This window comes from Bradyrhizobium sp. AS23.2 (assembly GCF_001908185.1).
In the GTDB taxonomy this organism is placed as follows: Bacteria; Pseudomonadota; Alphaproteobacteria; order Rhizobiales; family Xanthobacteraceae; genus Bradyrhizobium.
In genome coordinates this window covers 20,431-42,347 of sequence record NZ_LGHM01000071.1, presented here as the reverse complement: position 1 = coordinate 42,347, position 21,917 = coordinate 20,431, and the positions used below count along the sequence as shown (strand labels likewise).

The 21,917-nt window shown below is 64.6% G+C and carries 20 protein-coding genes; 4 read left to right on the top strand and 16 right to left on the bottom strand.

Annotated features, from left to right (window positions below; genetic code table 11):
• The 8 genes from AC630_RS16305 to proB form a co-directional block, all read right to left on the bottom strand.
• On the bottom strand, nucleotides 1–820 hold an 820-nt coding region (locus tag AC630_RS16305), incomplete at its 3' end, for a divergent polysaccharide deacetylase family protein (RefSeq protein WP_074119525.1).
• A gap of 185 nt (nucleotides 821–1,005) precedes the next feature.
• The gene (locus tag AC630_RS16300) at nucleotides 1,006–2,367 is read right to left on the bottom strand and encodes a S41 family peptidase (RefSeq protein WP_074119524.1); all 1,362 of its coding nucleotides are present in this window, start codon (nucleotides 2,365–2,367) and stop codon (nucleotides 1,006–1,008) included.
• Nucleotides 2,364–3,671, bottom strand: coding sequence for a murein hydrolase activator EnvC family protein (locus tag AC630_RS16295; RefSeq protein WP_074119523.1), 1,308 nt, complete (start codon nucleotides 3,669–3,671; stop codon nucleotides 2,364–2,366). The genes AC630_RS16300 and AC630_RS16295 overlap by 4 nt, the downstream gene beginning before the upstream one ends.
• Nucleotides 3,672–3,704: 33 nt before the next feature.
• Entirely contained in the window at nucleotides 3,705–4,187 is a 483-nt protein-coding gene (gene rlmH / locus AC630_RS16290; protein WP_074119522.1) for a 23S rRNA (pseudouridine(1915)-N(3))-methyltransferase RlmH, read from the bottom strand.
• A gap of 114 nt (nucleotides 4,188–4,301) precedes the next feature.
• On the bottom strand, nucleotides 4,302–4,658 hold the full coding sequence (rsfS, locus tag AC630_RS16285) for a ribosome silencing factor (protein ID WP_074119521.1): 357 nt from the start codon (nucleotides 4,656–4,658) through the stop codon (nucleotides 4,302–4,304).
• 203 nt (nucleotides 4,659–4,861) lie between these two features.
• Entirely contained in the window at nucleotides 4,862–5,506 is a 645-nt protein-coding gene (locus tag AC630_RS16280; RefSeq protein WP_074119520.1) for a nicotinate-nucleotide adenylyltransferase, read from the bottom strand.
• Between the two features lie 19 nt (nucleotides 5,507–5,525).
• Nucleotides 5,526–6,821 (bottom strand): glutamate-5-semialdehyde dehydrogenase, encoded by a 1,296-nt coding sequence (locus tag AC630_RS16275; protein WP_074119519.1) that lies wholly within the window; start codon nucleotides 6,819–6,821, stop codon nucleotides 5,526–5,528.
• A gap of 224 nt (nucleotides 6,822–7,045) precedes the next feature.
• Nucleotides 7,046–8,167, bottom strand: coding sequence for a glutamate 5-kinase (gene proB / locus AC630_RS16270; protein ID WP_074119518.1), 1,122 nt, complete (start codon nucleotides 8,165–8,167; stop codon nucleotides 7,046–7,048).
• Nucleotides 8,168–8,359: 192 nt separating this feature from the next.
• On the opposite strand from proB, the gene AC630_RS16265 reads away from it, so the two are divergent.
• Nucleotides 8,360–9,325, top strand: coding sequence for a Bug family tripartite tricarboxylate transporter substrate binding protein (locus AC630_RS16265; RefSeq protein WP_074119517.1), 966 nt, complete (start codon nucleotides 8,360–8,362; stop codon nucleotides 9,323–9,325).
• A 381-nt stretch (nucleotides 9,326–9,706) separates the two neighbouring features.
• On the opposite strand, the gene AC630_RS16260 is transcribed toward AC630_RS16265, so the two are convergent.
• Together AC630_RS16260 and obgE are read right to left on the bottom strand one after the other, a co-directional pair.
• Nucleotides 9,707–11,341 carry an alkaline phosphatase family protein gene (locus AC630_RS16260; protein WP_074119516.1) on the bottom strand — a complete coding sequence of 545 codons (1,635 nt, stop codon included), beginning with the start codon at nucleotides 11,339–11,341 and terminating at the stop codon, nucleotides 9,707–9,709.
• A 109-nt stretch (nucleotides 11,342–11,450) separates the two neighbouring features.
• Complete coding sequence (obgE, locus tag AC630_RS16255) at nucleotides 11,451–12,491, bottom strand: GTPase ObgE (RefSeq protein WP_074119515.1); 1,041 nt, start codon at nucleotides 12,489–12,491, stop codon at nucleotides 11,451–11,453.
• Nucleotides 12,492–12,697: 206 nt separating this feature from the next.
• Here obgE and AC630_RS16250 point away from each other — a divergent pair, with 206 nt between their 5' ends.
• The gene (locus tag AC630_RS16250) at nucleotides 12,698–13,639 is read left to right on the top strand and encodes an ABC transporter substrate-binding protein (RefSeq protein ID WP_167561223.1); all 942 of its coding nucleotides are present in this window, start codon (nucleotides 12,698–12,700) and stop codon (nucleotides 13,637–13,639) included.
• A 3-nt stretch (nucleotides 13,640–13,642) separates the two neighbouring features.
• Here the strand turns inward: AC630_RS16250 and AC630_RS16245 are convergent, their stop codons facing one another.
• Complete coding sequence (locus AC630_RS16245; protein ID WP_074119528.1) at nucleotides 13,643–14,122, bottom strand: MaoC family dehydratase; 480 nt, start codon at nucleotides 14,120–14,122, stop codon at nucleotides 13,643–13,645.
• Nucleotides 14,123–14,382: 260 nt separating this feature from the next.
• Here AC630_RS16245 and AC630_RS16240 point away from each other — a divergent pair, with 260 nt between their 5' ends.
• Entirely contained in the window at nucleotides 14,383–15,297 is a 915-nt protein-coding gene (locus AC630_RS16240; protein ID WP_074119513.1) for a DMT family transporter, read from the top strand.
• Nucleotides 15,298–15,374: 77 nt separating this feature from the next.
• Here AC630_RS16240 and AC630_RS16235 read toward each other — a convergent pair whose 3' ends face one another.
• From AC630_RS16235 to AC630_RS16225, 3 genes are all read right to left on the bottom strand, one after another.
• The gene (locus AC630_RS16235; protein ID WP_074119512.1) at nucleotides 15,375–16,292 is read right to left on the bottom strand and encodes an MBL fold metallo-hydrolase; all 918 of its coding nucleotides are present in this window, start codon (nucleotides 16,290–16,292) and stop codon (nucleotides 15,375–15,377) included.
• 101 nt (nucleotides 16,293–16,393) lie between these two features.
• Entirely contained in the window at nucleotides 16,394–17,599 is a 1,206-nt protein-coding gene (locus tag AC630_RS16230) for an NAD(P)/FAD-dependent oxidoreductase (protein ID WP_074119511.1), read from the bottom strand.
• A gap of 43 nt (nucleotides 17,600–17,642) precedes the next feature.
• Nucleotides 17,643–18,473 carry an alpha/beta fold hydrolase gene (locus AC630_RS16225; protein ID WP_074119527.1) on the bottom strand — a complete coding sequence of 277 codons (831 nt, stop codon included), beginning with the start codon at nucleotides 18,471–18,473 and terminating at the stop codon, nucleotides 17,643–17,645.
• Between AC630_RS16225 and AC630_RS43865 the strand changes: the two genes are divergently transcribed.
• Nucleotides 18,472–18,675, top strand: coding sequence for a hypothetical protein (locus tag AC630_RS43865; RefSeq protein ID WP_143198077.1), 204 nt, complete (start codon nucleotides 18,472–18,474; stop codon nucleotides 18,673–18,675). The two genes, AC630_RS16225 and AC630_RS43865, sit on opposite strands and share 2 nt — an antisense overlap.
• A gap of 56 nt (nucleotides 18,676–18,731) precedes the next feature.
• Here the strand turns inward: AC630_RS43865 and AC630_RS16220 are convergent, their stop codons facing one another.
• A complete protein-coding gene (locus AC630_RS16220) occupies nucleotides 18,732–19,682 on the bottom strand; it encodes a helix-turn-helix domain-containing protein (RefSeq protein WP_074119510.1) in 951 nt (316 codons plus the stop codon).
• 191 nt (nucleotides 19,683–19,873) lie between these two features.
• Nucleotides 19,874–21,889 carry a PAS domain-containing sensor histidine kinase gene (locus AC630_RS16215; RefSeq protein WP_074119509.1) on the bottom strand — a complete coding sequence of 672 codons (2,016 nt, stop codon included), beginning with the start codon at nucleotides 21,887–21,889 and terminating at the stop codon, nucleotides 19,874–19,876.
• Nucleotides 21,890–21,917 lie beyond the last annotated feature (28 nt).

Genomic DNA, 21,917 nt, shown 5'->3' with positions numbered 1-21,917 from the left:
CCTGCATCCGGCTCAGATGCCAGTACAGGCGGTCCATGTTCTGGTCGGTACTGAGCGAGGTCAGCAGCGTCTGCGGCCCCGGATCGTTGTCGGGGAAGTCGTAGGGCTCCATCGGGATCTGGAGGAAGATCTCGTGGCGCTGGGCGCGGGCCCGCTCGGCGAGCTTGCCGGGATCGGTGCCATAGGGCGTGAAGGCGAGCGTAATTGCCGGCGGCAGCTTCATGATGGCGTCGGTGGTCTTGGCGGCGCCGACGCCGAGACCACCGATCACGATCGCGACCACTGGCAACCTGGCGGCCTTGGCGCGGTCGGCGTCCGCCGCATAGACGTTGAACGGCTTCAGCCCGTCGGAGACCACCGGGATCATGCCGTAGCGTGATTTCTCCAGAAGCTTCGGATCGATTCCGGCCATGACGGGCGGCGGTGCGGAAGCCGCCTCGCCCATATCCGCTGCATCGCCGCTGCCGATCACCACGTCATGGCGCGCGCCAGTGGAGCCGTCGATCATGGTGACGGTCTTCTGATCGCCCGGGGTGGCCTGCTTCGGCGTCTCCTTGATTTCGCGCTTGCTTTCCTGGCCCTGGCTGGAGGCGGCCGGCTTCTGGTCCGTGGCTTTGGGCTCACGGATCGCGATCCGCGTCATCGGCTCGCCGCCGAGCGGATCCCTGTTGAAGATGGCGAAGCCGGCGAAGGAGACCAGGAACAGGCCGAGAAGGACGGCAAGCGCCTGCATGGCCGTGAACGGCAACCGCAGCCGGCGTTTCCGGCGCGGGCTGTTCTGTCCGAGCGGGGCGCTCAGATCATCGGCCGTTTCAGTCATGCGCGATCCCGAATCACTCACGCCGAAGATACCACGCCGAGGTCAAGTGGCGGCAGGCCGGGATAGGCCGGGGACGGGCAGACTTCCAAGCAAAAAGAGCGGCTCCGGGAGCCGCCCTTTTCGAGAGATCGCGTGGGTTGCGCCGACCTGTTCGCCGGCCGGGTTCGCAGCCCTAATTCGCAGCCTTAATTCGCAGCCTTGGGCTTGTCGGTCGTCGTGCCCTTGTTGTCGCTGCCCGGCGTCGGTGCCGCGGAGGCGCTGTTCTTGATGCCGTGGAGCAGGTCGTCGGCCATCTTGAGCGCCTTGTCGTCCTTGGCGTCCGGCGGGACGTAGGACTGCGAACCGGTCTTCTCGTCGCCGTCGTTCTTCAGGTGGCCGCGCAGTGACGCCTCGCCCTTGGTGTCGGTGCGCGACTTCAGTTCGTCCGGCACGTCCTGGAGCACTTCGATGTCGGGCACGATGCCCTTGGCCTGGATCGACTTGCCCGACGGCGTGTAGTAGCGCGCCGTGGTCAGCCGCAGCGCGCCGTTGCCCGAGCCGAGCGGAATGATGGTCTGGACCGAGCCCTTGCCGAACGAGCGCGTGCCGACGATGGTCGCGCGCTTGTGGTCCTGGAGCGCGCCGGCGACGATCTCGGACGCCGAGGCCGAGCCGCCATTGACCAGCACGATGACCGGCTTGCCCTTGGTCAGGTCGCCCGCATGCGCGGTACGGCGCTGGGTCTCCTCGGCGTTGCGGCCGCGGGTCGACACGATCTCGCCCTTCTCCAGGAACGAGTCGGAGACGGTGACCGCTTCCTCGAGCAGGCCGCCCGGATTGTTGCGGAGGTCGATGATGTAGCCCTTGAGCTTGTCGCCGATCTGGTTCGAGAGGTTGGTGACCTCGCGTTTGAGGCCTTCGGTGGTCTGCTCGTTGAAGGTGGTGATGCGGATGTAGGCGATGTCGTCGGCCTCGATGCGCGCGCGCACCGAGCGGACGCGGATGTTGTCGCGCACCAGGGTGACGTCGATCGGATTGTCCTGGCCCTTGCGGATGATCTTGAGCTTGATCTTGGTGTTGACCGGACCGCGCATCTTCTCGACCGCCTGGTTCAGGGTCAGGCCCTGCACCGCCTCGTCGTCGAGATTGGTGATGATGTCGTTGGCCATGATGCCGGCGCGCGAGGCCGGCGTGTCGTCGATCGGCGAGACAACCTTGATGAGGCCGTCTTCCATCGTGACTTCGATGCCGAGACCGCCGAACTCACCGCGGGTCTGCACCTGCATGTCGCGGAAGCTCTTGGCGTCCATGTAGCTCGAATGCGGATCGAGGCCGGTGAGCATGCCGCTGATGGCGGATTCGATCAGCTTGGTGTCGTCGGGCTTCTCGACATAGTCGGAGCGCACGCGCTCGAAGACGTCGCCGAACAGGTTGAGCTGGCGATAGGTGTCCGCGGTGGCGGCTCGCGCGCTGGAGCCCATGAAGACCGCGCGCGGCTGGGTCACGAACAGCGTCAGCGCCGCGCCGGTGGCCGCGCTGAGGAGGATAACTGAAGTCTTGCGCATCATCCGCGAACCTTCTCGCCTTCATTTGCGGCCCACCATGGGCCTGGATCGATTGGAGTGCCGTCTTTGCGGAACTCAACATAGAGCACAGGTTGACTCGCGTTCGTGGCGAGAATGGAGGCGACTTGAGAGGTCGATCCCATGGTCGCGACCGGCTCCCCCGTGAGCACAAACTGTCCGATATTGACCGAAATGCGCTCCATCCCGGCGATCAGGACATGATACCCGCCCCCGGCATTGAGGATCAAGAGTTGTCCATAGCTGCGGAATGGGCCGGCGTAGACCACCCAGCCATCGCATGGCGTCGTGACCTGGGAGCCGGGCCTGGTTGCCAGCGAAATGCCCTTCTGGACCCCGCCGATCCCGTCGGAACCGCCGAAATCCCTGATCTTGTTACCGTTAACCGGAAGAGGCAGGAGACCCTTGGCCGAGGCGAAGGCGATCGCCGGGCTGGTCCGGGAACGGTCCTTGAAAGCGGCCGGGCCGGACTTGGCGCTGGCGGCCGCTTTCGCCTCGGCCTGCTTTGCGGCCTCGGCCGCCTTGGCCGCGCTTTGCAGATCCTGCTCCATCTTGGAGATCAGCCCCTGGAGATCGCCAACCTGCCTTGAAAGCGTGATTGCGCGCGAGTTCTCGGCATCGAGGTCCTTTTCCCGCGACGCCTGCTGGCGCTGCCGCTCGTCGACCAGGGCGGTGAGCCGGGTCTGATCGTTGCGGATCCTGTCGCGATCTAGGGCGAGCTGGTCGCGCTCGGTGGCGATGGTCTTGCGCAAGGCGACGAGCTCGCCGAGCTCACTTGCGAGTTTCTCCGCGCGGCCGCGCAATTCCGGCACGACGGCGCCGAGCAGCATCGCCGTGCGAAGCGATTGCAGCGCATCTTCGGGGCGTACCAGCAGCGCGGGCGGCGTGCGCCGGCCGGCGCGCTGCAGGGCCGCCAGCACCTCGATGATGTCGGCGCGGCGCGAATCAAGCGACGAGCGCATCTGCTGCTCGCGGCCGTTCAGCGACTGCAGGCGTGCTGCGGCTTCGTCGATCTTGCTCTCGACGGTGCGCACATTGGCGGCGGTATCGATCAACTGCTGATTGAGCTGGGTGCGGTCCTGGCCGAGCGAGGTGATCTCGGCCTTCAGCTTGGCCTGGGCTTCCTCCGCGCTCTTCTGCCTTGCACGGGCGGCTTCCAGCTCCTGCTCGCGCTGCTTGATCGCGTCGGGCGAGATCTCCGCGCTCTGCGGCGCCGCCGTCTGAGCTTGCGCGAGGCTTGCGCCTATGAGGCTTGCGATCAGCAGCAGGTGGAGGATCGGCGCTCGCATCGCTTTACGCAAAGGTGCTCGTTGTGGCGCGCATCACGCGCGGTGATAGGGGTGGCCGGCCAGAATGGTGGCGGCCCGATAAAGCTGTTCCAGAAGCATGACGCGGACCATTTGATGCGGCCAGGTCGCAGAGCCGAACGCGATCGCGAGCTTGGCCTTACGGCGTAATTCGGGCGAAAGTCCGTCCGCCCCTCCGATCACGAAGACAGTATGACCGGCACCCTCGTCGCGCCAGCGCCCGAGATGCCGTGCGAATACGGTGGAATCGAGATTCTGGCCGCGCTCGTCCAGCGCCACCAGGATCGATTTTTCCGGAATGTGCGCGCCGATCGCCGCGGCCTCTTCGGCCATCCGTGTCGCGGCGTCGCGCGCGCGGCTTTCGGGAATTTCGTGGATCGACAGCTCGCGGAATCCGAGCTTGCGGCCGGCCTCGTCGAACCGCTCGAAATAGCGGTCGGCAAGCTCCCGTTCGGGGCCCTGCTTCAGCCGGCCCACCGCAATGACAGCAACACGCATAACGTCTTCAGGACCACGTCTTCAGGGTCGCGTTTTCAAGACCGCGCGCATCTCGCGCGCGCACGACGCTAGCATGCGCGCCAGCCGATTCGAAATCGGCCAGTAGTAGCCCCTCTAGATCGCCTTCGCCGCCCCTGGGCCCTGCGTGTACAATCTCTCGAGATTGTAGAACTCGCGGACTTCGGGTCTGAACACGTGCACGATCACATCGCCGGAATCGATCAGCACCCAGTCGCAATTGGGCAAGCCCTCGACGTGGATGCTCTTGATACCGTTTTCCTTGAGGCTCTTGGTGACGTTGTCCGCGATCGCGCCAACGTGCCGGTTAACCCGGCCGGTGGTGACGATCATGTAATCGGAGTACGTCGATTTGCCGCGAAGGTCGATGGTGACCGTCTCTTCCGCCTTCATATCCTCGAGGCGGGAGAGGATCAGGCTCAGCGTCTTGTCGGCGTCGGGTTGCGCCTTCAAGGCCGCAGCTTTGGTCGATGTTTTACGCGCGGGTTTAGCTACCTTGGGTAAAACAGACTTGGACAATACAGATGTGGCCAGGGACCATTCCTTTCACTGTATCGCGAATGCCGAATCCGGCACTCACTGGTTATACTACATCATGTGGGGTTAAGGGTTTCAATATGCCAGAGAGCCCCGCTTCCACACACTCTGTATCAGTATCACTTCGTACCTTTCCAGCTCCCGTCCGGGTTCCGTAGGCCCGTCGAGGAGAGATTAAGCTTCAATCCGGTCAGGAAGACCCAGGCCGGCGTCGGCCGGTCTGCAAGGAATGCTGCCTCACTCTCGGGCATGCGATAGCGCGCCAGCGCCTGGGCGGCGGGTGAGGCGAGGGCGCGAAAACTCTGCGGCGGACGATCGATGACTGCAATCGGCACCTGGCCGGCGATGCGCCGCCAGTCCTGCCAACGATGGAATTGAGCGAGGTTGTCGGCGCCCATAATCCAGACAAAGCGCAAGCCGCTGAAGCGGCGGCGCAGGGTGTTGATTGTGTCGATAGTATAGCGGGTGCGAATGACGGATTCGAGACAGCTCACACCGATCCTGGGATCATCAGCGACATCGCGCGCCGCCTGCATGCGCTCGCCGAGCTCATGCAGGTTGCCGTTCTCCTTCAGCGGATTGCCGGGGGTCACCAGCCACCAGACGCGATCGAGTTGCAATCGCTTGAGTGCGAATTGGCTGATCGCGCGATGAGCCTGATGCGGCGGATTGAACGAGCCGCCGAGCAGGCCGATGCGCATGCCCTCGGTGTGGGGCGGGACCGCTTGCGCCACGGAACGCGGCACGACGAATTTGTTACTCAATGCCCGCGCCTCGCGCCGTTTACGGCCGCGTCTGCCCTGTGCCGTGGACGCGATACTTGAAGCTCGTCAACTGCTCGGCGCCAACAGGGCCGCGAGCGTGGAATCGGCCGGTAGCGATGCCGATCTCGGCGCCGAAGCCGAACTCGCCGCCATCGGCGAACTGCGTCGAGGCGTTGTGCAGCACAATTGCGGAATCGACCTCGCTCAGGAATTTCTTCGCGGCGGTATCATCCTGGCTCACGATCGCGTCGGTGTGATGCGAGCCGTGGTTCTGGATATGCGTGATCGCACCGTCGACGCCGTCGACCACCTTCGCCGCGATGATCGCATCGAGATATTCAGTGTCCCAATCGTCTTCGCTGGCGGGTTTGACGCGCGCATCAGTCTTCTGCACGGCGTCGTCGCCGCGCACCTCGCAGCCGGCATCGAGCAGCATCTCGACCAGCGGCTTCAGGCTCGTTGCGGCGCCAGCGCGATCGACCAGCAGCGTCTCGGCTGCACCGCAGACGCCGGTGCGGCGCATCTTGGCGTTGAGCACGATCGACTTCGCCATGGCGAGGTCGGCGCTGCCATCGATGTAGACGTGGTTGACGCCTTCGAGATGCGCGAACACCGGCACGCGCGCTTCCGCCTCGACGCGCGCGACGAGGCTCTTGCCCCCGCGCGGCACGATCACGTCGACGGCGCCGTTCAATCCCGACAGCATCATGCCGACCGCGGCGCGGTCTCGCGTCGGCACCAATGTGATGGCAGCTTCAGGCAGCCCGGCTTCGCGCAGCCCCTGCACCAGGCAATCGTGGATGGCGCGGCAGGAGCGGAAACTGTCCGAGCCGCCGCGCAGGATGACCGCATTGCCCGACTTCAGGCACAGCACGCCGGCATCGGCCGCGACATTGGGCCGGCTCTCGAAGATCACGCCGACGACGCCGAGCGGCACACGCACGCGCTCGATGGTCATGCCGTTCGGCCGCTGCCAGCTCGCGGTGACGACGCCGATCGGATCGGCAATGCCGCGCACGATGCCGATGCCCTCGGCCATGCCTTCGACGCGCGCCGGCGTCAGCGTCAGGCGGTCGATGAAGGAGGAGGTGGCATTGCCGGAGGCGCGGAACTCAGCGACGTCCTCGGCATTGGCGGCGAGGATCGCCGCGGCATTGCCGCGGATCGCCCGTTCCATGGCCTCGAGCGCCCGGTTCTTCTGCTCCGGCGGCGCCAGCGCCAGCACGCGCGCGGCAGCGCGGGCACGGGTGGCGAGATCGGACATCAGCGCCTGGAGATCGGCATTGCCGTCAACGGCTTTGAGGGGGGCGGCCATGGGGTTTCAACCTTCTGCTAAGGGCGTGTCCTAGCACGGAAATCCCGCGTCTGCGAAGGGCGGGGAGGGTATGGCAGGGCTTCGACCGGCAGTGCGCCGGCTAGGTCATTGGCCCAGCTCTTCAAACTCGCGGCGTCATTCCGGGGCGGTGCGTCAGCACCGAACCCGGAATCTCGAGATTCAGGGTCTGGTCCTTCGGACCATCCCGGAATGACGGGCTCGTACTACCCGCCCACCACCAGGTCGTCGCGATGGATCATCTCGGAGCGGCCACTGATGCCGAGGATGGTCATCACGTCCGGGGACGAGCGACCCTTGATCCGCTCGGCGTCCTCGGCGTCGTAGGCGATCAGGCCGCGGCCGATCTCGCTGGTGTCGGGGCCGCGCACGATCACGGCATCGCCACGGGCGAACTGGCCCTCGACCTTGATCACGCCCGCCGGCAGCAGGCTGGCGCCCGCGCGCAGCGCGGTCACCGCGCCGGCGTCGATGGTCAGCGTGCCCTTCGGCTCCAGCGTGCCCGCGATCCAGCGCTTGCGCGAGGTGATGGGATTGGCCGGTGTCAGGAACCAGGTGCAGCGGCCGCCATCGGCGATCGCCTGCAGGGGATGCTCGATCTTGCCGGAGGCGATCAGCATGTGCGTGCCGCCGGTGGTGGCGATCTTGGCCGCCTCGACCTTGGTGCGCATGCCGCCGCGCGAAAGTTCGGATCCGGCATCGCCCGCCACGGACTCGATCTCCGAAGAGATGCTCTCGACGACGGGAATGAGCTTTGCGTTCGGGTTGTTCTTCGGCGGGGCGTCGTACAGCCCGTCGATGTCGGACAGCAGCACCAGGAGGTCGGCGCTCGCCATGGTGGCGACACGCGCGGCAAGGCGATCATTGTCGCCGTAGCGGATCTCGTTGGTCGCGACCGTGTCGTTCTCGTTGATCACGGGGATCGCGCGCCACTCCAGGAGCTTGCCGATGGTGGAGCGCGCATTGAGATAGCGGCGCCGCTCCTCGGTGTCCTGGAGCGTCACCAGGATCTGGCCCGCGCCGATGCCGTGTGCCCCGAGCACCTCCGACCAGATGCGCGCCAGCGCGATCTGGCCGACGGCTGCCGCAGCCTGGCTCTCCTCCAGCTTCAGCGGGCCGCGCGGCAGTTTGAGCCGGCTGCGGCCGAGCGCGATCGAGCCCGAGGAGACGACGAGCACGTCGCGGCCCTCGCGGTGCAGCTTGGCCATGTCGTCGGCGAGCGCGGCGAGCCAGGAGGCGCGCACCTCGCCCCTGTCGGAATCCACCAGCAGCGCGGAGCCGACCTTGACGACGATGCGGCGGAATTGACTGAGTTCGGGGCTGGCCATGGCGTGTGCGACGAATTGCTCGGGCTTGGTAACGGCGGAGCAAAAAGCCGGCGCCGATGAGGCCTGCTTTTGCAGCAGGACGATGGCCGGCGCAAGGCGGCCGGCATGGTAAATGGCCAGCGTCGGCCTTGTCTTGGGCGTGCAGGCCCGGTTCTAATGCCGCCAACCGATAATGGGCTCGAGGGGAAACGTATGGATCGCCGCGAATTCATGGCTGGATGTCTCGGCCTGCCGCTGCTGGCACAGGCGGGCGCAGCGCAGGCACAAGCCGGGCTTACAAAAATCGTCTTCCCGTTCGCGGCGGGAGCCGGCGGCGACACGCTGTGCCGGCTGATCGCGCAGGAAATGGCGCCGGTGCTGCAACGGACCATCGTGGTCGAGAACCGCACCGGCGGCGACGGCCTGATCGGCATCAAGGCGGTCAAGGGTGGCAGCGCCGATGGCAGCATGGTGCTGGTGACGACAGGCCCCACCATGTACCTGCTGCCGATGGTGGAGACGATTCCGAGCTTCGACACGGCGAAGGATTTCATGCCGGTGTCGCTGCTGGCGCGGTTCGAATTCGCCGTCGTGACCGGTCCGGCGATCGATGCCGCCGATTTCAAGGGATTTGTCGCCTGGCTGAAGGCGCATCCGGACAAGACGTCGTTCGGCGTGCCGAGCAACGGCACGATTCCGCATTTCATGGGCTCCAAGCTCGGGAAGGATCTCGGCATTCCGCTGACCCGCGTGCCCTATCGCGGCAGCGCGCCGATCCTCAACGACATCATTGGCGGCCACATCTCGTTCGGCATCACGACACTGGCGGATGCGCTGCCGCAGCATCGCGCCAAGGGCGTGAAGATCATTGCGGTCTCGAGCGCGCAACGTTCACCCTTCGCGCCGGATGTCCCGACGCTGAAGGAGAGCGGCATCGATCTCGTCGCCGATGCCTGGTACGGCATGTGGCTTCCCGCCGGCAGCCCGCCGGAATTCGCCGGCAAGCTCGGCGCGGCCGCGAGCACCGCGCTCGCCAAACCCGACGTGAAGGAGAAGCTCACTGCGATCGGCCTGATCCCGGTCGGTAGCACGGCGGACGGGCTATCCAAGGAGCTCGCCGCCAACACGGCGTTCTGGCAGCCGATCGTGAAGGCGACGGGGTACAAGATCGAGAATTGAGATCTTCACCCTCTCCCCGCTTGCGGCAGGGCTATCGCATATGACGGTTGAGAGGGTGCCGTCCGTGCTCGGCCTACATGGTTCGAGACGCCCGCTTGGGCGGGCTCCTCACCATGAGGGTTTGATATCTCGCCGCGAAACGTGACCTCATCCTGAGGGCCCGCCGTAGGCGGGCGTCTCGAAGGACGGCCGCAGGCGAGCTTCCCGACACGTTTTTCTTCATATGCGATCGCCCTGCCGCTTGCGGGGAGAGGGTAGGGGTGAGGGGGAGTTTCCGCGAGGACGGTGACAGTTGGACTCGCGGAGAGCCCCCTCACCCGGATCGCATCTGGCGATGCGATCCGGCCTCTCCCCGCAGGCGGGGAGAGGCGAAGAAGCAGCTCATATCTTCGCGCGCTGCGCGATGCCATCCTGGATTGCCGCGAGCTCTTTCTCGTCCCAAATGCCGATCAAAATGCCGCCCTTCACCTGGAGCTGGTTGTCGGCATAGGCCGCGATCTTCTCGCGCGGCGTGGTGATGTGGTCGTTCGGATGCAGCGCCCAGTCGAACAGCTCGGCCTGAAGCCGCGCGATGATGCCGGCGCATTCGGGATCGTCGCCGCGATCGACGTATTCTTCCGGATCTGTTTCGAGGTCGTACAGCATCGGTCGGAAGCCGGAGGCGTGGATGTATTTCCAGCGGCCGTCGAACACCATGAACAGGCGGCAGCGTTCGATCGGCTGGTTCAGCTTCAGCCGGACATCCTGCATGGCGTAGTCATATTCGGAGAACGCCACCTTGCGCCAATCTGGCGGAGTGGGACCGCGTAACAACGGCAGCAGAGATCGTCCTTCGAGGATGTGGCCCGATACCTTGCCGCCGAAATAATCGACGAAGGTCGGCGCGAGATCGATACCTTCGACCAGGGCATTGCTGCGCGTGCCGCGCGTGGCATCAGCCTCCTTGGACGGATCGATGACGATCAGTGGAATCTTGGCCGACTGTTCGTGAAACAGATCCTTCTCGCCCATCCAGTGATCGCCGAGATAATCTCCGTGATCGGAGGTGAACACGATCATGGTCGTCTCCAGGAGGCCGCGTTCCTCCAGGAATTTCATCAGCACGCCCATCTGGTCGTCGATCTGCGTGATCAGGCCCATATAGGTCGGGATCACCTTCTCCCGGGCATCGTCCCGCGCCATGTTGCGTGAATAGCGCATGTCCATGTAGGCGCCGAACACCGGATGCGGGTTCTGCCGCTCGCGCTCGGAGCGGATCACCGGGATCATGTCGTCCGTCGAATACATGCTGGCGTAGGGTTCGGGCGCGATATAGGGCCAGTGCGGCTTGATGTAGGACAGATGCAGGCACCACGGCCGGCCATCGGTTTCGGCTTCGCTGATGAAGTCCATCGCGCGCCGCGTCATGTAGGGCGTTTCGGAATGCTCGTCCGGTACGCGCGCGGCCTTGTCGGCGTGCACGAGCAGCCAACCGTTCTGCAGGGAGCCGTCGTCGGCCGCGCCCGAATTGGCCCAGTGCTCCCATGGATTGGTGGCTTCGAATCCCTGCTGGCGCAGATACTCGTCGTATTTGGGGCGCGGCCTTCCCGTCGGGTGCAGGCCGTCGTCGCGCTCATAAGGCTCAAAGCCGCATTCGGCGACATGCACGCCGATCATCGACTCCGGCGGGATGCCGAGCGCCTTCATGCCTTCGAGGTCGGGCGCCATGTGGGTCTTGCCGACCAGCACGTTGCGCACGCCGATCTTCTTGAGGTGATCGCCGAGCGTGGGCTCGCCGACACGCAAGGGCCAGCCGTTCCAGTGCGAGCCGTGCGAGCGCATGTAGCGGCCGGTGTAGAACGACATCCGCGACGGGCCGCAGATCGGCGACTGTACGTAAGCGCTGGTGAACAGCACGCCACGCCTGGCCATGGCATCGATGTTGGGCGTCTTCAGCGTGGGATGGCCCGTGCAGCCGAGATAGTCATAGCGAAGCTGGTCGCACATGATCCAGAGTACGTTCTTCGCACGCGCCATGCATCGCTCCATCCATTCTTGATTTGCCGGATGCTGCGCTATCGATGGCGGGAAGACAACCTCTCCCATAGCCCCGTTGGGGAGAGGTATCGAGAGAGTGCCGCTCTAACTACGCCGACCAAGGCTCCGCTTCGGCCGCGCTCTTGGCCTTGCTGGACACCGGGCTCTCGCCGATCACGTCCGCAAGTGCGCGCAAGGCTTCCTTCACGCCCTGACCGGTCGCGCCGGAAAGCAGCAGCGGCGTCTTCTTGGCGGCGCGCTTCAGCCGGTCCTTCTGCTTCTTCAATTCGTCCGGCTCGACCGCGTCGATCTTGTTCAGCGCAACGATCTCGATCTTGTCGGTCAGCAGCCCGCCATAGGCGTCGAGCTCCTTGCGTACCGTCTTGTACGCCTTGCCGGCATGCTCGCAGGTTGCATCGACGAGATGCAGCAGCACGCGGCAGCGCTCGACATGGCCGAGGAAGCGGTCGCCGAGGCCCGCGCCTTCATGCGCGCCTTCGATGAGGCCGGGAATGTCGGCCAGCACGAATTCGCGGCCGTCGGCATTCACGACACCGAGCTGCGGATGCAGCGTGGTGAAGGGGTAGTCGGCGATCTTCGGCTTTGCCGCGCTGACCTTGGAGAGGAAGGTCGACTTGCCGGCATTGGGCAGGCCGACCAGGCCGGCATCCGCGATCAGCTTCAGCCGCAGCCAGATCCAGCGCTCTTCACCGGGCTGGCCGGGATTGGCGTTGCGCGGCGCGCGGTTGGTCGACGACTTGAAATGCGCGTTGCCGAAGCCGCCATTGCCGCCTTCGGCCAGCACGAACTTTTCACCGACCTTGGTGAAGTCGTGGACCAGCGTCTCGCGGTCCTCGTCAAAGATCTGCGTGCCCACGGGGACCTTGAGCACGATCGCCTTGCCGTTGGCGCCGTGGCGGTCCGAGCCCATGCCGTTCTCGCCCTTCTGGGCCTTGAAGTGCTGCTGGTAGCGGTAGTCGATCAGCGTGTTGAGGCCGTCGGCGACCTCGATGACGACATTGCCGCCGCGGCCGCCATTGCCGCCGGAGGGACCGCCGAATTCGATGAACTTCTCGCGGCGGAACGCCACGCAGCCGTTCCCGCCGTCACCGGAGCGGATATAGACCTTTGCTTCGTCGAGGAATTTCATGGGCCATAGGTAGGCCAGCCGGGCAGGCGCGGCAACCCGAATTGACCCGTGAATCGGCCGAATTTCCGCGAATTTTGGCCCTTGCTTAACCCTGAGCCGGGGTTTCAAGGCGCAGGCTGTGATATAGCTGGACTCGGGCGCGTGACGGGCAGGGAGCGCGAATGCGGCGGCGCGATTTCATCGGACTGGTCGGTGGTGCCGCCTTGTTGCCGCTGCAGGCGCAGGCGCAGCAGAAGCCCAGGCGGCTGGCGCTCGTTCACTCAGGCATTCCAGCCGACCAGTTGACCGAGCGTGGCGGACCATTCTGGGTGCGGCGCTTCCATGAGACGTTGCGCCGGCTAGGCAATATCGAAGGACAAAACCTTGTTATCGAACGGTTCTCGGCCGAAGGCCGCACCGATCGCTTTGCCTCGGTCGTTGCCGACGTCATCGGTCGCAAGCCTGATGTCATCGTCACCAACTTCAACGATCTGGTCAAAATCTTCGTGGCGACGACCAAGACGACCCCAATCGTCGCGCTGGTGGGCGATCCGCTCACGGGAGGCCTGGTGACCAATCTTGCGCGTCCGGGCGGCAACCTCACGGGCGTAAGTATCAATGCCGGAAGCCAGATTTACGGCAAGCGACTGCAGATCCTGAAGGAGGTGATGCCGGCCGCGTCGACGATCGGCTACCTCTTGTCCGGCGTCAATAACGATCCGGCCTATCAGGACGAGGTCGCCCGGCGCATGCAGGTCACGGTCATCCGCTCCATGCTCGCGCTGGTGGACGATGCGGCGCTGGAGCGAGGCTTTTCCGAGATGGCGCAGCAGAGAGTCGATGCTGTGATCATCGATGAAGGCGGCAGCTTTCTCGCGCAGCGTGCTGCCGTCGTCGAATTGGCGCAAAAGTACCGCGTTCCAGTCATGTACCCCTATCGCGATTATGTGGAGCGGGGTGGGCTGATCGCGTTCGCACCCGATCTTGCCGAGCTCGCCGAACGATTGGCCGCAGACGTGCACCATATTCTCAACGGCGCGAAGCCTGGCGACATTCCTTTCTATCAGCCCAGCATATTCCGGCTGATCATCAATCTGAAAGCCGCCAAGGCGATAGGCCTGGATATTCCGGCTGCGCTCGTCGCTCGCGCCGACGAGGTGATCGAGTAACCGTTACGTCGGCCGCCGGCGGATCAGGAATTTCTGCATCCCTTCCAGCACCAGTTCCTTGCGCTGGTTGAAGATCGTGCTCGCCAGCGTCACCACGCCGGTCGAACGGCCCGGCACGAGCTCGGTGACCTCGAGCGCGGGATAGATGGTGTCGTCGGCGAAGACGGGTTTGAGGAACCGGCTCGATTGCTCGAGGAAGCCGACCAGGGACTCCTCGACCATGAACGGAAACAAGCCCGCGCCGGGCGCGGTGTGAATCAGTGTCTGAAAGCCGTGAGCCAGCAGGTGCGGCATGCCGCGGCTGCGGCAATATTCCACATCGTAATGCACGGGGTGGGTGTCGCCGCTCGCGGTCTGGAACGCCGCGAACACCGCCGAGGTCTGGGTCCGGCTCGGCAGCACGAAGCGTTCGCCGACCACAAAATCCTCAAACCAGCGTTGCGTGGGGATCATGCGATGTTGGGCCGGGTCGAAGTCGGTCATGTCCATGCTCTCTAATTCGGAGACACCTATCGCTACCGCGTTGGAGGGAGTGCGACAATCCGTTCAATTCGATTAAGGTGGGCTTGTCCCTGTTGCTCACGTCATTAAAACGGCTAGCGTCGGTCCTATTGAGGCCGCCACCCGTCCTCCGTCATTGCGAGGAGCGAGGCGACGAAGCAATCCAGACTGGCGCCGTAGAGACGGTGTGGATTGCTTCGCTTCGCTCGCAATGACGAGCCCCCGAACTCACGCTCGTATCTATGCCCCTGTTCAAGAATCTCTCCGCCTATGACGAGCGCTCGGCACCCCTGGCCGGCATTGCACTCATGGTGCTGTCGATCTTCATGTTCTCGTTCGGCGACGCCATGGGCAAGTTCCTGGTCGGGACGTATTCGGTGGGGCAGCTGCTGTTCCTGCGCGCCTGTGCGGCGCTGCTGCTGCTGGCGCCGCTGATCTGGCGGCAGCGTCATCAGTTCCTGCATCTGGAGCGGCCGCTCCTGCAGCTCTTCCGCGTCATCCTGTCGACGCTGGAAGTGGCCGCCTTCTTCCTCGCGACGGTCTATCTGCCGCTCGCCGACGTCATCACCTATTATCTGGCCGGGCCCATCTTCGTCACTGCGATGTCGGCGATCTTCCTGGGCGAGAAGGTCGGCTGGCGGCGCTGGACCGCGATCCTGATCGGCTTCTGCGGCGTGCTGATCGCGTTGCGGCCGTCCGCTCAGACGGTGAGCCTGCCGGCGCTGATCGCGCTTGGCGGCAGCCTCTCCTTCGCCACCTTGATGCTGATCACGCGCAGCCTGCGCAAGACGCCCGACATCGTGATGGCATCCTCGCAATTCATCGGCACGTTTTCGCTGGGCGCTGCGCTGTCGGCGTTCCACTGGGTGCCGCCGACCCCTGGGAGCCTCGTGATCTTCGCGCTGGCGGGATGCGTCTCGGTGACGGCGCTGTTCTGCGTCAACCGCTCGCTTAAGCTGGCGCCGGCGAGCGTTGTGGTACCTTACCAATATTCGATGATCGTCTGGGCCGTCATCTTCGGCTTCGTCGTGTTCGGCGACGTGCCACAGATCGCCACCATCGTCGGCGCCGCCATCATCGTCGGCGCCGGCTTCTACATCTATTTGCGCGAGCGCGATCTTGGCCGCGAGAGCGCAGAGGTGAATCCGCCGGCTTAGTGCGGCAAAGAACGATAGGGCGCGAACTCATTGACGATCTGAGTGCGCGCCCCCGTTCGGCCTAACGCAACAATCGGTCAGTAATCCCAGAAGACCGGCACCCAACGAAAGGCGTCGCCGTCGACCGCGACCCGGCCGACGGACGGGAACGGCAGGTGAGTGGCCACCAGCATCTCGCCGGTCTCAGCAAGCTCTCGCAAGAGCCGGACCCGAACGCGCGCCGCCTCCTCGGGGTCGTGTTCGAAACCGTTGTGCCAGTCGGGTTGGTCGAATCCGACGGCAAACACGGCGTCTCCGGCGAACGTCAGCCCCTCGCCGCCGGACGCCACGCGAACCACGCTGTGTCCGGGAGTGTGACCGCCGGTGCGACGGACGACGACGCCCGGCGCAACCTCGTGCTCCTCATCGAACTGCCTGAGGTGACTCCCGTACTCGTTCACGAACCGCTTGGCGGCCGACCGAAGCGCGTCCGGGAACCCCGGCGGCATTGAGGTGTGGGTGAAATCGGGCGACTCCCAGAATTTGACTTCGGCGGCCGCCACGTGGATCCGCAGGTCTTTACGCAGCCGCTCCTTCACGCCGTCGACGAGCAGTCCGCCCACGTGGTCCATGTGCATGTGGGTCAGCACCAGGTCGGTCACGGACCCAAGATCGATGCCGGCGGCCTCGAGCCGCTTGATCAGCTGGCCGGCCCGCGGCAAGTGGAGGTCCGGATCGGACCCCAGTCCAGCGTCGATGAGGATGGTCTTGTCGCCGCTGCGGACCATGACCGCGTTCAGCGCCCAGTCGAAAGCGTCCGTCGGCAGGAACATGTCGTGCAGCCAGGTCGCCCGGTCGGCCGGGGCGGCGTTGTGCCCGAGCATGACGGTTGGTAGCGGTAGCACGCCGTCGCTGACCACCAGCACGTCGATCTCGCCGACCTTCACCGCGTAGCGCGACGGGACGAGCTCTTCGCGTTTCGATGCAGCGGGGTACGAGGTGTTGTGCAGGTTCATGTTTGTCTCCTGTTTCACGGTAAAGGCGCTTGGTTGGTCTTGGTCCTGGCTAGACTTGGTCGTGCAGGCCGCGCAGCCAGGGGAGTGCGGCCGTCATCGGTCTAGAGGTCAGTCACACGTTCCGGATCGGCCGACGCGAGCGCCGCGGCGCGCTCGGCGCGGGGCGGGTAGATCCAGACAGTGTTGATCTCCTGCTTGGTCTTCTTGGCGGTCTCGCCGACCATCTCGACCTTGCGTTCCCAGCCGCGCGTGAACAGCGCGCCGGCTTCGCCGAGATCGAGGCAGGTGACGTAGGCCTTCTGGTGATACGGCTTGATCGGAACGCCCAGGAGTTCGGCAGCGGCATTGTTGCCGGCAAAGGCGCCCATCCGTGTCGCGTGCTGGCACGACATCAGCGCGTAGTTGCCGTCATCGTCGCATGGGGCCCGCGCGGCATCGCCGGTGGCAAAGACGCCGTCCACGGAAAGCACGCGCAGTTCTCGGTCGACCAGCAGCCGGCCGAAATTGTCGCGCTCGGCGGGAATCTGCGCGGTCAACGGTGCGGCGCGCATGCCGGCCGCCCAGATCACCGTCGCGCTTTCGATGTGCTCGCCAGTGGAGAGCGTAACCCCGGACTTGTCGAGCGAGGTGACGCCGGCTCCGAGTCTTGTCTCGACCTCAAGCTTGCGCAGCGCATCCTCGATGATCGGGCGGGGGCCTGCACCCATGTCGGGTGCGATCGCCTGGTTGCGGTCGACGATAACGACGCGCGGCTTGGCCTCCTTGCCGAGGATCTCGCGCAGCCGCGACGGAATCTCGGTCGCGGCCTCGATACCGGTGAAGCCGCCGCCCGCAACGACGACCGTGTCGCGCGCCTTCGATGCGGGCCGGCTCGCCAGGCCATGGAGGTGCCGGTCAAGCGCGATGGCGTCGTCGAGCTGATCGACGCTGAAACCGTGCTCGGCGAGACCGGGAATGTTGGGCCGGAACAGCCGGCTGCCGGTGGCGACGACCAGCCGGTCATAGGGGAGCTGCTTCTTTACGCCCTTGGCCGCGGCGATATCGATCACCCTGGTCCTGGTGTCGATCGTCTCGGCACTGCCTTGGACGTAGATGACGTCGATCGCCTTCAGGACATCCTGAAGCGGCGCTGTCAAGGTTTCCGGCTTCGGCTCGTAGAGCCGCGGGCGAACCACCAGCGTCGGCTCGGGCGCAACCAGTGCGATCTCGAGCTTCTCGGGCGAAACACCCTGGATGTCGCGCAGTCGGGCGGCGGAGAGGGCGGCGTACATGCCGGCAAAGCCGGCGCCAATGATGACGAGTCGCATGTCGATTATTCCTTGGTTTGGTTCTTTCCAGTGAAAGCGAGGGCTACGCCGTCACGAATTTGAGCAAGTCGGCGTTGACGATGTCGGGATGTGTCGTGCACACGCCGTGCGGCAGCAGGTCGTAGATCTTCAGGGTGCTGTGCTTCAGGAGCCTCGCCGACAGCGGCGCCGAGTCCGCGACGGGAACGATCTGGTCGTCGCTCCCGTGCAGGACGAGCGTCGGCACGGAGATGGCTTTCAGATCTTCGCTGAAGTCGGTTTCGGAGAAAGCCTTGATGCAGTCGTAGTGAGCCTTGGCACTGCCCATCATGCCCTGACGCCACCAATTCCAGATCACCGCCTGTGAAGGCTCCGCGCCCGGCCGATTGTAGCCGTAGAAGGGGCCGCTCGCGAAATCGAGGTAGAACTGCGGCCTGTTGGCGGCGAGCTGCCGGCGCAGGCCATCGAATATCTCGAGAGGCAAGCCACCTGGATTGGCTTCGGTCTTCAGCATCAGGGGTGGCACGGCGCCGATGAGGACCAGCTTGGCCACACGATCCCGGCCGTAACGCGCGACGTAGCGCGTAGCCTCGCCGCCACCGGTCGAGTGGCCGATGTGAATGGCGTTGCGGAGATCGAGATGCTCGACGAGCGCTGCGACGTCGGCCGCATATTGATCCATGTCGTGTCCGTCGCTGACCTGACTCGAGCGGCCATGGCCGCGGCGATCATGCGCGATGACGCGAAAGCCTTTACCGAGGAAGCAGAGCATCTGCGCATCCCAGTCGTCGGAGCTCAGCGGCCAGCCGTGGTGAAAGACGATCGGTTGCGCGGACTTCGGTCCCCAGTCCTTGTAGAAAATCCGCACGCCGTCGCTGGTGGTGACTGACGTCATGGCACCGCTCCTTTCGGCGGGGAGAAGCGAAGCTTTCGCGTCCTTGCCTGCCGCCGAGGTCGAGCGGACGGTCATCGAAGCCGCGTACATGAGGGTGGTTGCGAGAATTTTTCGCCGCGAGATGCCGGCGATTCGACTGACGGAGCTGATCAAGGCCATCTGTTCGTTTCCGTTTCATTGCTATGGGCAAGACGATCACTAGCGAACTGCATGTGCCGATGCCCCAGCGCGATTGACGCGATTGCAGAGCGATTGCTGCTAACGTGCGCGTCGTCTCCAATCGGTGGGGGTTTCGCCGGTCAGCCGCCTGAACGCCGCGGCGAAGGCGGTCTGCGATGAGTAGCCGAGCGAGGCCGCTACCGAGACGACCGAAGCATCGGTGTCGCGCAGCATGTTCATGGCTTGCTCAAGACGATGCTGGCGCAGCCAGGCGTGCGGCGACAATCCGGTGCTCTCCTTGAAGGCGCGGCAGAAGTGGAAGCGCGACAGACCGGCATCCGAGGCGAGCGCGGCGAGCGATACGTCGGCATCGCTGTCCGAGCGCAGCCGTTCGATGGCCCGCCGCAGGATGTTCGGTGACAGGCCGCCCAACGCCGGCTGCACCACAATAGGCGCGCCCGCATGCGCGGCCAGAAGACGCGTCGCGAGAAGATCCGTCAGTTGCTGCCTGAACAGCGCGTCAAGCGCCGCATTGCCGTCCAGGACGTCCACGGCACTCATCAGCAAGCGGGATGTGATGGGGTCGGGATGTACTGTCCGCTCGACGAGATCGCTGGACGTGCTGACATCGGCTTCACCGGCCACGCGCATCAGCGTTCTGTCGGGCAGATAGAGCTGAAGCACATGCATGGGCTGGTGGATGTCCCAGCGCGACGTCGAACCGGCAGGAATGATGGTCACTACGCCCGGACGTGCCGTCCCGATCGAGGTCGCCTTTCCCGTGCGCCGCTCCAACCGCTGCACACCGGTCGGGTAGGTCATGATGACGTGATCGGTCATCGGCTTGACGGTCTCGTGGAGCGGCTCGTGCTTCCAGTAGGCGATGGTGCCGCTAGCCGGCTCGGAGGCCATGCGGAAGGGCCGGGTCCTGAGCACGCGCGCCATTTCCTCGTCGGCGGGACGGCGCGCGCCGATTGGCAGGTCACTTCCGCGCGCATCGGATGCCACGGGCTGATCTGCCGAAGGAGTATGCAAGATGGTCTTGCTCATGGAAGTCCGCTCGCATCGGGGCATGTCTCGCAAGTGGGCGCGACGCCGTGCTTTCCCTTTGCTGCGATCATGAGGTTGGCGGTCGCACGACGGAATCGTGCAGCGGGTCTGGTTGCGCTGTTTCAGCGAATAGACTGACCTGTACCTAGGGATAGTATGGGGTGGATGCGTGCCGTTGCGCACGCGGTGCCTCAATCAGGCACCGGAAGCGCGAAGTGAAAATGTGCGCCGCCGTTCGGGCGGTTTGCACCCGAAATGCTGCCGCCATGCGCGCCGATGATCGACTGGCAGATGGCAAGTCCAATGCCTATTCCGGCATCCTTGGTGCTGAAGAAGCTGTCGAAGACATGCGCGAGATCCGTTGCGGCAATTCCCGGCCCATTGTCGAACACGGAAAAGCCGACCGCACCTCCGTCGTCGACCGACGTCTGGATATCGATCCGCCGCGTCGGCTGTCCGGATTGCACCACTGCCTGGACGCTGTTGACGAGCAGGTTGATGATCACTTGCTGCAACTGAATCCGGTCCCCCAGCACCTGCGGAAGTCCCGGGGCAAAAGTCGTCGAGAGGGCGATCGATTTCGAATCGATATCGTGGCGAATGAACAGCAGGGCTTCCCTGGCAATCTCATTGATGTCCAGGAGACGCTTCTCCGGTTCGTGCTTCGCGGCCATGCTCCGGATGCGGTGGATGATCTCGCTCGCGCGGCGGGCATTCGTCACGATCCGGGAGGTGAGCTGCGTGACCTTCTCGATGTTTTGATCGGTGCGCGCCAGCCACCGCAGACTCGTCTCGCCATTGGTCACGATGGCCGCAAGCGGCTGATTGATCTCATGGGCGATCGACGTCGCCAGCTCTCCGAGTGTTGCGATGCGGCCAGCATGAGAGAAATCGGCCTGCAACTTGCGGAGCTGCCGTTCCGAGTTGAGCCGCTCGCTGATGTCCTGGATGGTGATGAAGGTGTTGTCCAGTTGTTCGGGGGGAACGGGATAGGTGACCGTGAACAGGACGTCGATGATCGAGCCGTCGAACGCGCGTATCCGGGTTTCCTCGATCAGATTGCGCCGGCCTTCGAAGTGCGCAACCATGACGCGCTCGGCAAGACCCGGCGCGGCCGCAAAGAGGTATCGAACCGGCTTGATCAGTTCGGCTGGATTTTGGGCGCGAAACAGTGACATCGCGTCCCGATTGACGTCCGTCACGCGAACGATGTCCTTGGCATGTTCGACGAGGTCGGGGGTTTGCCTCAGGTAGCTGGCAATATCGCGAACGCCCCTTGCCTTCAGCGCATCGAAAGCCTCGCCGGCGCGCCGTGAATCGACCTGCCACAGCGCCGTCGGCAGGTTTCGGATGAGCCGTCGGTATCGGTCCTCGCTCGCTTGCAGCTCCCAGGATGTGCGGTAATCGCTGACTGCGCCGTTGATCGTCACGAGCAGGCTGCCGGGCGGCTTCGGCTCCGCGGAATGCCAGACACGGACGATGGGATTGCGGATGGCCCCGCTCAGCACCATCCTGCGGGTCTCGAGGTGCGAACGGCCGCTTGCGACCTGTTCGATCAGCTCGGCTAGAATGGTGCGGCTCTCCGCCGGCCAGAACGTGCCAATCGGCTGACCGATCATCTGCTCGTGCCCGGCATGGGCACCGAACATGCGGACCGCGCGATCGTTGACAGCCAGGATACGAGTCGCGGTCAAGAGCCCATCAACCCAGTCCGGGCGCAGCTTGAGATCGACGGGCGCTCCATTGCGCCCATTCTCTGCGATCGCATCGAGCATCGGCCGGGCGGCCGATGTGTCCAGCTCCCAGGACGCGGCCAGCGAACCCTGCAATTCGGCGTCCATGCGCAGGTATGCGGTCTCGCTGAGCGGAGTCGCGTCGCGCCCGAACTCGACGATATCGCGCACGGCGCCGGTTGCGTCGCGCCGGACCACTTGCCTCACGATAGCAGCGACTTCCGCGCCCGTCACGCTGCGCCGGAAGACGATGCCATCCCATCGGCCCTCGCGCAGCAATGCGTCGATATGATCGATGCCGGCGCGCTCGCGCGATCCAATCTTGCCGAGTTGTCGGCCGATCATCGCCAGGGCCGGCCAGCCGTACAGGACTTCCGAGGCCGCATTCCAATACTGGATGACGCCGTGGAGGTCGCTGATGATAACGCTCTCGGAGGAGAGGTCGGCGAGCTCCGTTCCTTCAAGAGAGATCACGGGGGTTGTCTGATTCCCCGGAGAGGCC

What these genes read in the sequence shown, in the direction of transcription:
- AC630_RS16300 (WP_074119524.1), bottom strand. Translation starts at nt 2,367, where the DNA reads ATGATGCGCAAGACTTCAGTTATCCTCCTCAGCGCGGCCACCGGCGCG.
- AC630_RS16295 (WP_074119523.1), bottom strand. Translation starts at nt 3,671, where the DNA reads ATGCGAGCGCCGATCCTCCACCTGCTGCTGATCGCAAGCCTCATAGGC.
- rlmH (WP_074119522.1), bottom strand. Translation starts at nt 4,187, where the DNA reads ATGCGTGTTGCTGTCATTGCGGTGGGCCGGCTGAAGCAGGGCCCCGAA.
- AC630_RS16275 (WP_074119519.1), bottom strand. Translation starts at nt 6,821, where the DNA reads ATGGCCGCCCCCCTCAAAGCCGTTGACGGCAATGCCGATCTCCAGGCG.
- proB (WP_074119518.1), bottom strand. Translation starts at nt 8,167, where the DNA reads ATGGCCAGCCCCGAACTCAGTCAATTCCGCCGCATCGTCGTCAAGGTC.
- AC630_RS16265 (WP_074119517.1), top strand. Translation starts at nt 8,360, where the DNA reads ATGGATCGCCGCGAATTCATGGCTGGATGTCTCGGCCTGCCGCTGCTG.
- AC630_RS16260 (WP_074119516.1), bottom strand. Translation starts at nt 11,341, where the DNA reads ATGGCGCGTGCGAAGAACGTACTCTGGATCATGTGCGACCAGCTTCGC.
- obgE (WP_074119515.1), bottom strand. Translation starts at nt 12,491, where the DNA reads ATGAAATTCCTCGACGAAGCAAAGGTCTATATCCGCTCCGGTGACGGC.
- AC630_RS16245 (WP_074119528.1), bottom strand. Translation starts at nt 14,122, where the DNA reads ATGACCGACTTCGACCCGGCCCAACATCGCATGATCCCCACGCAACGC.
- AC630_RS16240 (WP_074119513.1), top strand. Translation starts at nt 14,383, where the DNA reads ATGCCCCTGTTCAAGAATCTCTCCGCCTATGACGAGCGCTCGGCACCC.
- AC630_RS16235 (WP_074119512.1), bottom strand. Translation starts at nt 16,292, where the DNA reads ATGAACCTGCACAACACCTCGTACCCCGCTGCATCGAAACGCGAAGAG.
- AC630_RS16230 (WP_074119511.1), bottom strand. Translation starts at nt 17,599, where the DNA reads ATGCGACTCGTCATCATTGGCGCCGGCTTTGCCGGCATGTACGCCGCC.
- AC630_RS43865 (WP_143198077.1), top strand. Translation starts at nt 18,472, where the DNA reads ATGGCACCGCTCCTTTCGGCGGGGAGAAGCGAAGCTTTCGCGTCCTTG.
- AC630_RS16225 (WP_074119527.1), bottom strand. Translation starts at nt 18,473, where the DNA reads ATGACGTCAGTCACCACCAGCGACGGCGTGCGGATTTTCTACAAGGAC.
- AC630_RS16220 (WP_074119510.1), bottom strand. Translation starts at nt 19,682, where the DNA reads ATGAGCAAGACCATCTTGCATACTCCTTCGGCAGATCAGCCCGTGGCA.